Source organism: Geosporobacter ferrireducens (assembly GCF_001750685.1).
GTDB classification, from domain to species: domain Bacteria; phylum Bacillota; class Clostridia; order Peptostreptococcales; family Thermotaleaceae; genus Geosporobacter; species Geosporobacter ferrireducens.
The window spans coordinates 4,631,090-4,644,945 of sequence record NZ_CP017269.1 but is presented as its reverse complement, the minus strand read 5'-3'; the positions used below and the strand labels follow the sequence as shown (position 1 = coordinate 4,644,945).

At 36.5% G+C, this 13,856-nt stretch carries 14 protein-coding genes and 1 tRNA gene; 1 reads left to right on the top strand and 14 read right to left on the bottom strand.

Annotated features, from left to right (window positions below; all coding sequences use genetic code 11):
• Window positions 1–37: 37 nt before the first annotated feature.
• On the bottom strand, window positions 38–2,395 hold the full coding sequence (locus Gferi_RS21745; RefSeq protein WP_169833022.1) for a C40 family peptidase: 2,358 nt from the start codon (window positions 2,393–2,395) through the stop codon (window positions 38–40).
• A 103-nt stretch (window positions 2,396–2,498) separates the two neighbouring features.
• On the opposite strand from Gferi_RS21745, the gene Gferi_RS21740 reads away from it, so the two are divergent.
• A complete protein-coding gene (locus Gferi_RS21740; RefSeq protein ID WP_069980242.1) occupies window positions 2,499–3,197 on the top strand; it encodes a poly-gamma-glutamate hydrolase family protein in 699 nt (232 codons plus the stop codon).
• Between the two features lie 94 nt (window positions 3,198–3,291).
• Here Gferi_RS21740 and Gferi_RS21735 read toward each other — a convergent pair whose 3' ends face one another.
• From Gferi_RS21735 to Gferi_RS21680, 13 genes are all read right to left on the bottom strand, one after another.
• Window positions 3,292–4,122, bottom strand: a complete 831-nt coding sequence (locus Gferi_RS21735; protein ID WP_069980241.1) for a poly-gamma-glutamate hydrolase family protein — start codon at window positions 4,120–4,122, stop codon at window positions 3,292–3,294.
• Window positions 4,123–4,147: 25 nt separating this feature from the next.
• Window positions 4,148–4,372, bottom strand: coding sequence for a hypothetical protein (locus Gferi_RS21730; RefSeq protein WP_069980240.1), 225 nt, complete (start codon window positions 4,370–4,372; stop codon window positions 4,148–4,150).
• 15 nt (window positions 4,373–4,387) lie between these two features.
• Window positions 4,388–4,840, bottom strand: a complete 453-nt coding sequence (gene pgsC / locus Gferi_RS21725) for a poly-gamma-glutamate biosynthesis protein PgsC (protein ID WP_069980239.1) — start codon at window positions 4,838–4,840, stop codon at window positions 4,388–4,390.
• 60 nt (window positions 4,841–4,900) lie between these two features.
• Window positions 4,901–6,097: a poly-gamma-glutamate synthase PgsB gene (pgsB, locus tag Gferi_RS21720; RefSeq protein WP_069980238.1), complete on the bottom strand. Its 1,197-nt coding sequence runs from the start codon at window positions 6,095–6,097 to the stop codon at window positions 4,901–4,903.
• Between the two features lie 444 nt (window positions 6,098–6,541).
• Window positions 6,542–6,609, bottom strand: a tRNA-Ala gene (locus Gferi_RS28330).
• A gap of 74 nt (window positions 6,610–6,683) precedes the next feature.
• The gene (locus Gferi_RS21715; protein WP_069980237.1) at window positions 6,684–7,565 is read right to left on the bottom strand and encodes a MerR family transcriptional regulator; all 882 of its coding nucleotides are present in this window, start codon (window positions 7,563–7,565) and stop codon (window positions 6,684–6,686) included.
• A gap of 490 nt (window positions 7,566–8,055) precedes the next feature.
• On the bottom strand, window positions 8,056–8,895 hold the full coding sequence (locus Gferi_RS21710; RefSeq protein ID WP_069980236.1) for an AraC family transcriptional regulator: 840 nt from the start codon (window positions 8,893–8,895) through the stop codon (window positions 8,056–8,058).
• Window positions 8,896–9,025: 130 nt separating this feature from the next.
• The gene (locus Gferi_RS21705; protein ID WP_069980235.1) at window positions 9,026–10,153 is read right to left on the bottom strand and encodes a C45 family autoproteolytic acyltransferase/hydolase; all 1,128 of its coding nucleotides are present in this window, start codon (window positions 10,151–10,153) and stop codon (window positions 9,026–9,028) included.
• A gap of 247 nt (window positions 10,154–10,400) precedes the next feature.
• Window positions 10,401–11,432 (bottom strand): DUF362 domain-containing protein, encoded by a 1,032-nt coding sequence (locus Gferi_RS21700; protein WP_069980234.1) that lies wholly within the window; start codon window positions 11,430–11,432, stop codon window positions 10,401–10,403.
• 186 nt (window positions 11,433–11,618) lie between these two features.
• Entirely contained in the window at window positions 11,619–11,732 is a 114-nt protein-coding gene (locus Gferi_RS29320) for an SEC-C metal-binding domain-containing protein (RefSeq protein WP_083273700.1), read from the bottom strand.
• Between the two features lie 118 nt (window positions 11,733–11,850).
• Window positions 11,851–12,189 (bottom strand): hypothetical protein, encoded by a 339-nt coding sequence (locus Gferi_RS21690; protein WP_069980232.1) that lies wholly within the window; start codon window positions 12,187–12,189, stop codon window positions 11,851–11,853.
• Window positions 12,182–12,694 carry a DUF6036 family nucleotidyltransferase gene (locus Gferi_RS21685; protein ID WP_069980231.1) on the bottom strand — a complete coding sequence of 171 codons (513 nt, stop codon included), beginning with the start codon at window positions 12,692–12,694 and terminating at the stop codon, window positions 12,182–12,184. Before Gferi_RS21685 ends, Gferi_RS21690 begins: the two co-directional genes overlap by 8 nt.
• 562 nt (window positions 12,695–13,256) lie before the next feature.
• Window positions 13,257–13,808, bottom strand: coding sequence for an HXXEE domain-containing protein (locus Gferi_RS21680; protein WP_069980230.1), 552 nt, complete (start codon window positions 13,806–13,808; stop codon window positions 13,257–13,259).
• Window positions 13,809–13,856 lie beyond the last annotated feature (48 nt).

Here is a 13,856-nt window from a genome sequence, read left to right as displayed (position 1 = left end):
AAAATAGGGAGCTTTGTTCGTACAGTATAAAAATTGTCTAAAACAATCGTCTTGCTCCCAAGTGTCGTTCGCTCCAATACTCGTGATATTTTAAGTTTCTTTCTTTTACCCCTGTACTTGTAAGTATGATAAAGGAACCTTCCCCTACGTATATACCCGTCATCGATGGTATATCTTTGGATAGATCGCTTCTAAAAAATATAAGATCCCCTTCTTCCAGTGCAGCAGATAAAATTGCTTGACCTAAATTCCATTGCTCATAGGCAGTAGAGGGTAATTGTAAATCAATATCCGGTGCTTCATCGAATACCTTTTGTACAAATTGTGCGGTTGTGTAGCCTTCAAATGAAACATCCATGTATTCTTTAGCTATAATAACGGCAGAATGGTTATTTGGGATTTTTTCATATCGTCTTGCCCCAACATATCGTTGACTCCAATAACTATCTGAGATATTCAGATCACGAATTGCTACACCTTCAGATTCTGTTACGATCATAAACTGCCCATTTCCAATATATAATCCCGGTAGTAGTATATTGCTGGATCCTTCGAAGAATAGCGCATCTCCGATATTTAAATCTTCCCTTTCTATTTCTTTTCCTAAAGCCCATTGTTGAGATGAATATCTTGGCAGATCAATATCTAAACCTACCTTCATAACGTATTGTAAAAACCCGGAGTAATCAAAGCCTTCTATGGTATTTCCTCCTGCCGAGTAACGAACTCCCAGGGTTTTATATGCTTCTTCAAGTACTTTAGAATCCAGTCTCAAACTAAGGGAGTCAAAGCGCTTTACGACTGCATAGCGATCCATCCAATATTGTCCTAAATAGCTGATTGTAACCGTGCCTTCATCACCAGACGCATGAACGATATAATTATTTCCGAGATAAATTGCAGCATGTGATATTCCTTCCCGCCATTTTCCTGAAAAATAAATCACGTCTCCAGGGCGCTTATTTTCAAAATCGATGGTTTCACCTACTTCACATTGTTTATAAGTTATGCGAGGCAAATAAATGTTTTTAGCATCTCTAAAGACTGTCTGAACTAAATAAGAACAGTCAAAACCATCCATGGTCTCGCCGCCTAATAAATAAGGAGTTCCTATATATTTCATTGCTTCCCGAATAACTGCATTCTCATGTTCCCTATAATTTTCAGGCTGAGAATAATATATATCTGATTCGGTTAGTCGTTTTGCACCTACATATATATTTGACCAATACTCACTTTCAATATCTCTTTCCGCAACCCCTTCTGTTATCGTCTGAACGATAAATATACCATTTCCTCTATAGATACCAGGTATAAGACTGCTTCCCTGGAAAAACACTAAGTCTCCCGCTTGAAGCTCTTCTTTAGAAATGGATTCGCCTACTTCATAGATCCTATCGGAAAAAACAGATAGTTGTATGCCGAGGGTATCTTTAAAAACATAACGTACAAAATTAGTGGTATTAAAGCCTTCAGTCGGCAATTGCCCATCCGGGTTATAGGGTGTCCCAAGCAAGTCCATAGCCTTTTCTACAATAGGATTGCTTACGACGGATTCATCAATCATATTGTTCGTAAACCGTCTTGCTCCCAGCAGCCTGGATTTCCAATAATCACTTGTTTCAAGATCTACTACCGCAACCCCATTCGTTGTAACAATAACAAAAATACCATTGTCTATGTAAATTCCCGGTAGTCGTACACTGCTGCCTTGAAAGAATAGTACATCACCGGATTCAATATCAACTATATCTGCTTCCATACCTACTCGCCATTGTTCGTTCGATGTTCTTGGAAAATTCAGATTGTTTACTTCACTAAAAATGTATTGCACAAAGCCTGAATGATCAAAACCATTTGGATCATTCCCTCCAGGCTCATAAGGAGAACCTACTAATTCAAGGGCTTTTACAGCTGTAGGATGTAATTCATTGGCTATATTTGTGTAGCGCCTTGTACCTTTATACCGATCCCTCCAATAGGAATCTTCTTCTATATTTCGTTTTACTACACCTTCATTGGTCGTTACAACGATAATGATATTATCACCTTTATATATTGCCGGTATTAGGTTGTTGCTTCCAGTAAAGAAAAGAACATCTCCAGGTTGTATTTCACTACGTTCTATAGGTTTACCCAGTTTCCATAATTGTGAAGGCGATTTGGGAAGAACTATATTTTCTCCCGCTCTAAAAACATACTGAATAAACCCAGTACTATTAAATCCTTCCTCTGGTGAATTTCCCCCTTGGGTAAAAGGTTTGCCTATTAAACTTTCTGCAAGTAAAGCTGTTTGGATTTCTGTCTCATTATTATCACCATAGGATGGGACTATAACTGTCAACAGAATCAATAGGACTAACCATATGACATTTCGTTTTTTCAATGTGTTCATTTTAACATCCTCTTTATTGATTAATTTTGATAAATATCGACATCACAAGCACATAATATTATAATAGAAACATATACATTTATCGAAAAGTGAGTTGATAAGTATGATTTTAAAGAGCGTATGCAGTTTTTTAAGTTCTATACGACTTATTGTTTGTTGTTGTCTGATCATTTGGATATTTGCTCAACCAACTACTGCAGCTTCGGTTGACATTTACCACAATTTCAAAGAATTACGCTCAAATACAGTAGAAAATGTGGACTATAAAATTGAAACGAACGTGACAGATTCTGATGTTATCATTATTGCCATTCATGGAGGGAAAATTGAAAGGGGTACTACCGAATTGGCTTATGCCCTATCTTCCCACAATGATTATAATTATTATTCATATATAGGTTTAAGAAGGAAAGGGAACTCGGCATTACATATTACTTCAGAAAAATTTGATGAACCAACTGCATCGGAAATGGTTTCAAAATCTAAAACAACCTTATCCATCCACGGTTGTTCCGGTTCAGAAGAATTCACCTATATAGGAGGCCTGGACACTGAATTGGGAAACAAAATAAAAGAATCTCTGACGAAGTATGGTTTTACTGTGTTAGATACTCCAAAGAATATGGCCGGCATATCACCCAACAACATAGTGAATAAGAATATGAGCGGCTTGGGAGTACAGTTCGAAATATCCAAGGGTTTGAGGACACAGTTTTTATCCGGTAATAATGATAAATTAAAAGACTATGTTTTAGCAATAAGTGAGGCAGTCAACAGTATTCAAATAGAAGCTACCCCATAAAAATAATACGAAAAGGTATAACATAAAAAGGCTTAAAGCTACCTTTTCGTAGTTTGTCGGCCTTTTTATGTTATACAAACAGTACTTTTTCAGATTACTCTTTTGTATTTTCAATTAATTCTTTGGGCGTTTTTGCACCTTTTTTTAATATATGCTCTATTTTCTTATCAAAGTTGCGCTTTGAAGGATTAAACTTATTTAGAATCCCTTCAGATTTAGTAATTTTCTTCAAGTGGGGAACTATTTTGGGCCAGCTTGCGCTTAGGGCTTCATTGATAGAGCCTGAATAATCATTTAATATACTGGAATCTGTTACGAGCTTATCTCTTAAACCTTTTGAAATAGCTATCTGCACGCCGCCAATCTGATAACTGTCATTAAACAATTTATTCTTATTCACGATATTGCTGTTCATAGTCCCGGCAATGCGATCGGGAATACTTAAAGTTTTTACATTATATCCTTTGGCAGTAAGATGTAACTTGATCAATTCTGCCAATATTTTATTTTGACCGCCAATATATGTAGTCTCATCATTGCCGGCAGCTCCGATAACAGAAACTGTATAATCTGAATTTTTTACTAAACGGACAGCTGCCGGTTCATCAAAGTTGATAGCCTTTAAAAAAAGACTTCCATTATCAGTGGCTTTAAGTCCTTCAAATAAATACGTGTTATATTTACCGTATCCTTTCAATGCTTCAACTAACTCTGAAGTACCTCTTTCAATACCGCCTCCGTGTAGCGCTAAAATGGTTGTATCTCTCCCGGTATCAGTAGTTTTAATTGTATAGTCGGCAGCATCTTCAGATGCATATAGTTCCGCAAAACTACTATATCCTGAAGTGATTGCATATGCAGTTGTACCCATACCAAATGCAAACAATACCATAAAAGTTAGAATTTTGACAAACTCTTTTTTCATCCTTATCTTCTCCCTTCTTAAATAATCATAGTAAATAATAATCTGCAGCAATAATCACTAGAGTTAATCCCATTAGTACAAGTGCTTGATGGCTGGTATTTCTCTTGCTGATCTTAATCAGATACAGACATTTTTCTTTCAATGTTAGAGCATTAAAAACCGCAAGCGCTTCATTCTGACTGTTTTTTCTGTCGGCTTTCGATGTGTTCTTGTACTGTTTGTTATGTATTAACCCATATAAAGTGTTCATTTTCCCCCTCCTTTCTTATATATTGATATGTAACAGTATTGTACTCCCATAAGTCACTGCAATCAACAATCCAGTACTTAAAAATGTTGTTGCTAAACCTTGACGCTGAATTGTGTTTGCTAATAATCCAGGTAGAACAATACCAACTGCCGTCAACCCAGAGACAGTACTATAATCGAATGGTAATATTGCATGTATCATAAACTGTAATACGATTGCTACTGCTATCATAGCTGTAAATTTTCTTTTGCCGTATAGGATTGTGACTTTACTTACTCCAAAATAGACGATTAAGTACGTTAAAATGCTGATAAAGAATGTTAAGAATATAGCCTGAGGGTGTTTCATAAGTAAAGTTAAATATCCGGGTACAACCAGGCCGGCGGGTAAAACGCCTGTAATTTCTGTAAATAGCAAGCTGAAAATTACACCCAAAACGATGACTGTGGTAATATCTGTAGTTTGCAATTTTTTACCTCCTTAATAATAGAATATCTACTGAAATTCTTTTATTTCAAATTTAAGGTTCTATGCTGATTGCAGCATTTGATCCGCTTCTAGCTGAAATTCTTCGTGAATGATGAGTTCAACCAATTCTTCCCCACCACCATGAATGTTTCCCACGCCAAAGATGGTTCTGTTTATAAGATAATCCTTAATTAATTCATAAACCTCATGAGGAGACAAGCCATCAGCATTTATATATTTCTGTGGAGATATTTTTTTAGCATTAACGCCTTCGGTAATTGACTTCACTGACTCACCCATTGCAACGAGAATATCAATCTTCATATTTGGTAAAACATCTTCTGCCATCTGTAATGTTCTGTCAACTCTATCCGGTCTGCAATTTACAATTACCATGGGGTTTTCCGTTGGATATCCCATAGCGGTTATATGATTCCAGATCATTAGTGTGGAATTTGGATCATTGGCAGCAAATGCATTGACAAAATATGTTGGGTTTTCCTCGTCTAATGGATGTATCATTAAGGCTCCCGGATCAGGATTAGCGTTTAACATTCCACTCAGTGCAATATCCTTGTCAATGTTTAGAGCTTTAGCCACAGCTAGGGCGATAGCAATGTTTTCCGGGAAAATTACATATCTAAACTTTTCCAGATAACCATCCGGGATTTCTTTTTCATTTGCAATAATTATCCGGCTGTTTCTTTTCTTTGCCTCTTGCGTAAAATAATCATTATAACTGCTATTGGCAACAATAAGGGTTCCATTTTGGGGAATTGTAGCTGTAAAGGACTCTGCAATAAAGTCCAAAGTCGGACCACACAAATCCATATGGTCTTCACGAACATTAACAATAACTCCTATATTTGCTTTAACAAGCTTCTCCTGAAACGTAATCTGGTAATCAGGATTTACAGCCATACACTCTGTTACAAATGCAGATGCACCAAGCTTGGCCACTTTTTTAATAACCTTTTTTTGTTCTATAATATTGGGACCCAGACGGCCTCGTTTGATGGGTTCTTCTTCTTCCTTATTCCAATAAATAATTCTAGCACTGGTTCCTGTCGTTTTCCCAACAACCTTAGCCCCTGCTTCCTTTAAGATACCTGTAATGAGTCTTGTGGCAGTGGATTTACCCCTGGTGCCGTTTACATTAATTCTAAGATTGATACAGTTTAAGTTTTTATTATGTTTTATTTGTTCATAAATACCTAAGCTAAAGACAAAAATAATAAGTACTATAGCAAACTGCAAATTTATCCACTCCTTTCTTTAAAGAAAATCAATTACGTTTGTTTCCACGCTTTGTGTTCTAACTTTTTAGGCAATCTGTCAAATATTAATTCATAAAGAAAAGCGTGTCCACTTTTGAATGAATATAATAAAATATGTCTAGTCTATGCACCCCCCTGTAGATAATTATATAGACTAAATATGAACAAATTTTTTTCAAAATTAGAATGTTTGTTTCAGAATTGTTAATAATTGTTAAATCCAAATGGAAATGATCATAATTTCCCAGCCCGACCGCTTGCCTCCTGCAAACAGCTATATTGTATCTTGCTTACCTTGGATAGAATTCAAACATTTTTCGTTCCATAGCTATGAGAATAACAATTAAGGTCAGACACATTCAAAACTGACTCTTGATAAAATTAAAGCCACAAGGTTTTGACCTTGTGACTTATTGTTTTCTGCTGGAGATAAACGGGATCGAACCGCTGAACCGCTTGAATGCCATTCAAGCGCTCTCCCAGTTGAATTCCCCCCACAAAATACCCAAACGACTTTCTGGAGAACAATAAAGAATTCAGATATTGAATTGATAGTTTTAAACTCATTACCCATCATTTTCACAATAAAATTTTAGGGCTTCTCCGATAAATTTAGATGCGCCATTGCCGTATTTCTTATCGGTTACTTTTATATATGCAGGGTTGGATAAATAAAGCTCTGACATTAAACCCCAATAGTTGTCTCCCATACCAATATTTACAGTCTCATTGGCCTCATTGACCGCATTTACAAGTTCATCAACAATTTGCTGGATCTCTTTTGAAGAGGTATCTTTATTTAAGTCAGATGTAAGCTTTTTCATTATTTCATTTGATTTACGCAAATAACCATCTTCATTATCTTTTAATGCATTGAGTGATTCCATTGTATCCTGAAAATTACTGAGATTTTTCTTCATGGCTTCGGTATACTTTTCTATACTGCCATATTGTTTTACAGCTATTTGGGCTATCTTGGATTCCTTTGATTTGAAATCTTCGGTCATTTTATCAAACTCACCCACACTACCCCAACACTTAATTATTTCATCAGTGTGGTTTTCTTTAAACGCTTCTAATGCATTAAAATATTCACTCATATCAAACTCTTTAAAACTTATACACTTTTCTCCTTTTATAAGTTTGTCTAATAAATTCAATAAACCATCAAGTCTATCACGTTTAGCCTGAATCAATTTTTTCTGATTTTTCAATGCCTTGTTTTTATCAAACTTAGGATTTTGCATTACCAGCTTTATATCTTTCAAAGAAAAATTCAATTCCTTGAAAAACAGTATTTGCTGTAACACTTCCAGGGCATCATCATCATACATTCTATAACCTGATTCCGTAACTTTACTCGGCTTGAATAAACCTATTTCATCATAGTATTGTAAAGCACGGACACTTACACCAGTTAGCTCAGAAACTTGTTTTACAGTCCTCATAGTCATTTCTCTCCCAAGTTTATTTTAGAGATATCAATACTGTCAAAAACTCTGCCAGCTACGAGTCTTTTGTCAATAAAGTTAACTCTATTTTCACAATACACTATCACGGTACGTGAGAGTCAATACTATTTTTAAATTTTTTTATCCTAAAATGCATAATCACAATGTAGCAATGCGTTTAAACAAAGGCAGTTCTTATGAAATAATAGAAAGCAGATGTTTTTTGACTAAGTAAACCCCCTGATTTTGTGCATAAAGAAATCGTCAGCCCTCAAGCTAACGATATAAGAGAAAGGCAATATTTTACTTTTCTTTACACTTCTGTAAATCCAGAAAAAGTATAAGCGCACAGCTTTACCAGCCCATAAAAGCGGCTGCTTTTTTAAAAAACAAGATCTAGCAAATTTATTTTAAAAATGTATTTGTTGCTTTAAATATAAAATTATTATCATGGGACAGCAAAAAAGCCTATGTCGACCAATTCATCCTATTTTTCCATAACCGGTATCCAAATCTCAGTCTCATATTCCTCAGAGTAGATATCTCCCTCGGTATAAAGCTCAATATCGTACTCCTGAATAAAGCTATACTGAGCCTGCGGAAGCCACTCCGTATAAATACGTTTCCACATATTTTGAATAGCATCTGGCATGGGTCCCTTGCAGGAAAAGATCACCCATGTATATTCCGGTATCTCATAGATTTTAAAACCTTTAGGAATATGATTCGTTAAATCGATATGACATCCTATTCCATATGTAAACATACCGTTTGATGACTGATCAAAAATACGAACGCCCATTTGGGGACAAACGACCTCCTCTTTATTTCTGCTATTATACGCTAACCACTTGTCCGGAATCTCAACCTCACAAGTGCTGGCTTCAAACACCTCCGGATAAAGCACGACATTAAATGCAGGTTTCTTTTCAATTCGGTACTGAATGATGCACCCGCCCTCAATGGCAATTTTAATAATTATTCGATTGAAGGACTTAAGTGTAGCCCCAGTCCTTTTAGCTTGACTTGGCTTTATACCGTGAAAGCGCTCAAATGCTTTCGAAAAGCTTTCAGCGGTTTCATAGCCGTATTCGAGAGCCGTGTCGAGAACCTTTGCCCCCTTTTGCGTCAGTGCTTGTCCAGCAAGGGATAATCGTCTGTTTCGTATATATTCACCGACACTCATCCCTGTAATCATGCTAAAGGCTCTCTGAAAATGATAAGTGGAAATATGTACATCATCTGCCACATCATTGACCGTAATGTTTTCGAGAAGGTGTACTTCCATATACTCAACAGCCGCATTTAAAATCTGTATCCATTCCATATTTTACCCCAATCCTTCTGTAGCATAATCAGAAGACAGTACTCCTTGCATCTTTCGCTCAAATTAAATAAGGATTTCTATTCTAATAGAAATCCTCTTGATACATTCTATAACCATTATACCTTATATTTTACTTAAGCGGAACTTGAGCAAAAAAGTCCTCTGCAGGTGCTCTATCGTCAAATTCGATTTCACGAGATGTACAGATTTCATATACTTCCGGAAGGTCATTCTTTATAGAATAACGCTCCCATCCGTTTTGCTCATAACCGCCCCAGCAGATATAAAAGGACAAATCATTTAAATCCATCACCACACTTTTAATCGTGCCGAAGAACGCGCTAAAATAATGGCAATTCATACCATCTGGATATGGCATCAGCAGGAATGACTTGAGGTCTTCAATGCTCTTTTTTTCCGGTCTGCTTAGAAACGCATCGATTTTTTCATATCTCACAATGGAATTTTTCATGGCAAAGGGCTCCATTGTCATCATGGGTTCAAAATGCGAATGATTGGTGGCATGAAGATATTTAGTACCTATCGCATCTTCGGATGAAATTTCCCCATATACTGCGTTCCCATCCAAGGTTTCATAAAGCACAGCGCTTCCCGATGCATCCGCCATCATCAGATTGATGTTATAAGGTACAGGCATTTCCTTGACCCTGGAAAGCGCTTCCTCTACTGTCTTACAATTTTCAAGCAACGTTCTGACCACTGCCCAAAACTGCAATCCCTTAAATGCAGGTTTCCTCATAGTCTCCATATTACTTACCGGAAAACCACATGAAGTCATGCTGATCCCAAGTCCATGCTCATTTAGCCCCTCACTTCTTCCGAATTCCGCCACAGAGCCTCCAATATAAGCATATTTACCGGTAGGAACGACTCTGTAAAGTCTAAAATCTTCGTACTGTGGAGCAAACTCGTAACTGCGCGCCAGTAAGACATGGTCATTCTGTGTTTTTTCAGGAAGCAGAACCATCTCACTACAGTTCGGTCTGAGATAAGTCATGGAAGTAAAAATGAGTCGGTTAAGCGCCACCCCCTTTGCATCAGCATATCCTCTGAGTTCATCCGTAAGCCCTGGGCAAAACTGGTCATACAGCTTTAATGCTTCCTCCAGCAAATCCTTTGATAACGCCTCTGCTTCTCCGCAGATCCCTATATTACCGCTGAGCTGTTTGCCCATCTGCCATCCAATATCATAATGATTTCCCTTAAGTGCCAGAAACTGTGTAATGGTTTTTTTCATTTTAAAAGACCTCCCAATAAGTATTTGCTATACTCATTATAGATCTCTTTATTTAGAAATTCTTGTTCAAACGTGCGCCGATTTGTTGGATTTTATTTGACCGAACTGATGAAGCATTTAAAATCCTTTATAGGAAGTTCTATAATTCGGTTTGAAAATTTGAGATTCAGCTTCTAATGCTCATTTGCCAAATTTTTTATTTATATTGTTACAAGCATGGCACAGGAACGGTTTGCTTTAATTCAGTTTATAAAGTGCCTTCGATTTCAACAAGCTGATACTCCATTTTCCCCAATCCGATTTTTTCAGCATGTTGAAGGGAGGCTCTTCCTTTTTCGAACAGCAGCTTCTTGCTGTTTCTCTGTACCAAATCTAAACAGGCGGTGTCTAAGGCAACTGGATCTTTAGACGTAAGAATACCAATATTTTCTGCAATTGGTTCCATTGCTTTTCCCATACAGTCGCAATCCTTAGTAATGTTGTGTACAAAAGTAATGTAGATAATATCTTTGTCTTTTGATGCCCCATAGGCATATTCTGAAAGCTTCTCCAGAAAATTTGAACCTCCCCAGGTGTTTCTTATTGCCCCTTTAGGACAGACTGCAATACAACCAGCACAGCCAACACATTTGGCTTCGTCAATCACAGCGGTGTCGGTTCTGTATATGGCATCAAAATCGCATTTGCCTACACAAAGATCACAACCAATACATTTTTCAGCCGTTACGATAGGGGCTATCCCAGAGTGCTGTTCCAGCTTTCCCCCCCGGGCAGCAAAACCCATACTAAGCTGTTTAAGGGCTCCGCCAAATCCTGCTTCGATATGTCCTTTAAAATGACTCATGACAATAAATTGCTTATATTTTCCAAAACCCTTCCCTATTCTGCATTTCCTTATGTATTCTTTGTTGATTTCAATCTCATCGTAATCTGTACCCAATTCCCCATCTGCGATTATAATAGGAATTTGGGTAAAGCCATGTTTTTTTGCTGTTTGAATATGATTATCCGAAGTCGTCCTTGATCCCCTATACAATACATTTGTTTCAATATAGGATGGGGATACCCCTATTTCCTTCAAATAATTAATAATCTCATCATAGCATTTCGCAGGGATGAAGGTGGTGTTACCTTTTTCCCCAAAGTGAACCTTTATAGGTACCTCCTGCTCAAATTGATGTCCAGTTTCTGCTGTGATTGTTTTTAATAGCTTTAATGCATCCTTTCCTAATTGGTCATAATCCGTCCCTGAATTTCTAATGCAATACACTTTGCTCATTATATCTCTCCTTTATATAGGTTTATTAAACGCTGCAATCTCCATTTATCCATGCACCGATTTATATAAAAACCCTTCTACATCACATTCTAACCTATTGCCCTCTATCAGCACAACATACTCCACATGCCTTGAGTGTACAAAAATAATACCGCTTGAAGCTGGTTGGGCTTGACGGCATTGCCTTCACTTTCCGCAGCACTTTTTGTATTTCTTGCCACTGCCGCAAGGGCAAGGATCATTACGGCCGACCTTGATACGGGCTTGCAGATCAATAACCTTTGAATCTGCATTGATCATATAACCTTCGCATTTCCCAGTGCTTTTATCCGAGCTGATTCTGTTTTCTTATCAATTCTATCATCAAGATCCCTCTTTCAAAATGGCAGCTCTTCCCTTAATTTCTATATTGATCATATTATTGCCAATAGTTCAATTTAACGATACTCTTTAGAATCTTTGCCCCTTCTTCCAGTTCTTCTTCTGTTAAGATTTGTTCCGTTTTTACCGGAACAATCCCCAAACATTCCAACTCATATAGCAATACTTCCAGTCTAGGATACTCCCAGATATTTTCTTTAATATAGCTCAATAAGTTGCAAAGCTTTACATATTTTTCACTACGCCGCCGAGCATGTTCTTCATGCTTCACCGGATCACACAGAAGATCCATATATTCAACATACGTATATCTTATATCTGTTTTTTTTAATGAATTTACTACATTGGGATAACTTTCAACAAATATCCTATACATGAAATGTACCCCTCATTTCTTTACAATTTTTAATGAAATTATTTCTGGCAGATTCAATAAAATCTTTTCTTTCTTCAACCTCACGTATGATCAAAAGCAAGAGGTTCTTGTCACAATCTCTAATCAAATATTTTATGTCTTCCTTATCTTTTTCAGCATAACGGGATAATTTGCTAACAATAATATCTTCTCTCGACAGTACGTAAATATTGAGATAATCAAACTCTTCCAGCTTGACGGCCCGTTCTTTGAAGGTAGGAGATAATGGACAAAATTCATATTCTAGGATATCAATATCTCCAAGAACGTTAAAAATACGTCCATGCACCGGTGTATACCCTATATTTATAAAATCATAATCCAGTGTACGTCTTTCTATATAATTCCCAAGTATACAGGCACTTCCACCCATAAAATAAATATCAAAGGGTTCAATTTCCTCAATTTGGGCTAGCTTCTCCATCATTTTTACTCTATATTTAAAAGAATCTTTGTAAGTATCCATATATCTTCAACTCCTTTAAACTTTATGGGATAAGCTATCCATGATTAAATTATATCCTAATCGTGTATATAATAAAAGACGATGGTGAGAGAATCTTAGCAATCTATTTTACATCGGTAAATTAAAGAGACTGTCTTATGTTACCTATTCAGTAATGGAATCCATACAAAATAACAAACTATGTCTGTTATTTTGTATAAGCTATATAATATCTCCGTATACACTGACAATTAGAAGATTATATCATTGAACCATTTGTAGGTATACGCTTCTAGAACAGAATGTATTTTCTTCTGTAGGGAGCGGCCCCTGTGCCGTTCCACAAAGATTAATTCCACTTTATTGGCATATACTTGATTGACTTGCCAAGTACCTCGCCTCCTTGTTTCTAAACCTATCGAATTCGGTATCACAGCCTTAATATAATTGTCAACTAGCGAAAAATTTTTTATGAATTCGTCAGCTTTACATCTTTTTTATCTCCTCAAGGGTGTCACATAACTCGATTGGAATAAATGCGCCCAAAATATTTTATTGTATAACATTTGTGACGTTCATTAGTTTATTCTTTGATCTGTGCTTCTGAATATTTGTATAACCATTTAGACCATGAACCCATAAATTTATGAAGCATGGGTATTATCGTAATAATCAAAACACTTCCCAACAAGCAAGCTAACAGAATTGTTCCTGCTCCATAATATAATATTTTTTCTGCCGCATACAAAAACCAAATGCTAGGAAGTAAAAAAATAACCGATGTGATGACTCCCGGCACATAGTTTTTAAACCAAACGCACATTACCATATGGATAAAAACCATATGTAAAATCAGCCCTAAGAAAGCACCATACCAAAGAAAATAACTTTGAAAGATTACAGAAAACAAACTAATAAGTGAAAAAAGCAAAAATTCGACTCCTACTCCGATGGAAAAGGTTGGTGTCTGGCAGTTATGTATATAATTCAAACCAAACGGCTGCTTTTTGGGCCAAACTGTGTTGATTTCCTGTCTATATCGTTTGCCCCATACTTCCGCCATAATGATCTCTTCGAAATCATGAATCATAAAAATGACTGGCAGCATCCAGACGATAAAACTCATTGTATTCATAAAATATTCCTCCTTCTATTGTCACAGTTGTGTCGATTAACAATATCT

Coding starts and splice junctions, on each gene's coding strand:
- Gferi_RS21715 (WP_069980237.1), bottom strand. CDS start 7,565: ATGAGGACTGTAAAACAAGTTTCTGAGCTAACTGGTGTAAGTGTCCGT.
- Gferi_RS21730 (WP_069980240.1), bottom strand. CDS start 4,372: ATGAACACTTTATATGGGTTAATACATAACAAACAGTACAAGAACACA.
- Gferi_RS21685 (WP_069980231.1), bottom strand. CDS start 12,694: ATGGATACTTACAAAGATTCTTTTAAATATAGAGTAAAAATGATGGAG.
- Gferi_RS21740 (WP_069980242.1), top strand. CDS start 2,499: ATGATTTTAAAGAGCGTATGCAGTTTTTTAAGTTCTATACGACTTATT.
- Gferi_RS29320 (WP_083273700.1), bottom strand. CDS start 11,732: ATGATCAATGCAGATTCAAAGGTTATTGATCTGCAAGCCCGTATCAAG.
- Gferi_RS21735 (WP_069980241.1), bottom strand. CDS start 4,122: ATGAAAAAAGAGTTTGTCAAAATTCTAACTTTTATGGTATTGTTTGCA.
- Gferi_RS21745 (WP_169833022.1), bottom strand. CDS start 2,395: ATGAACACATTGAAAAAACGAAATGTCATATGGTTAGTCCTATTGATT.
- Gferi_RS21690 (WP_069980232.1), bottom strand. CDS start 12,189: ATGTATAGGATATTTGTTGAAAGTTATCCCAATGTAGTAAATTCATTA.
- Gferi_RS21705 (WP_069980235.1), bottom strand. CDS start 10,153: ATGAAAAAAACCATTACACAGTTTCTGGCACTTAAGGGAAATCATTAT.
- Gferi_RS21700 (WP_069980234.1), bottom strand. CDS start 11,432: ATGAGCAAAGTGTATTGCATTAGAAATTCAGGGACGGATTATGACCAA.
- Gferi_RS21710 (WP_069980236.1), bottom strand. CDS start 8,895: ATGGAATGGATACAGATTTTAAATGCGGCTGTTGAGTATATGGAAGTA.
- Gferi_RS21680 (WP_069980230.1), bottom strand. CDS start 13,808: ATGAATACAATGAGTTTTATCGTCTGGATGCTGCCAGTCATTTTTATG.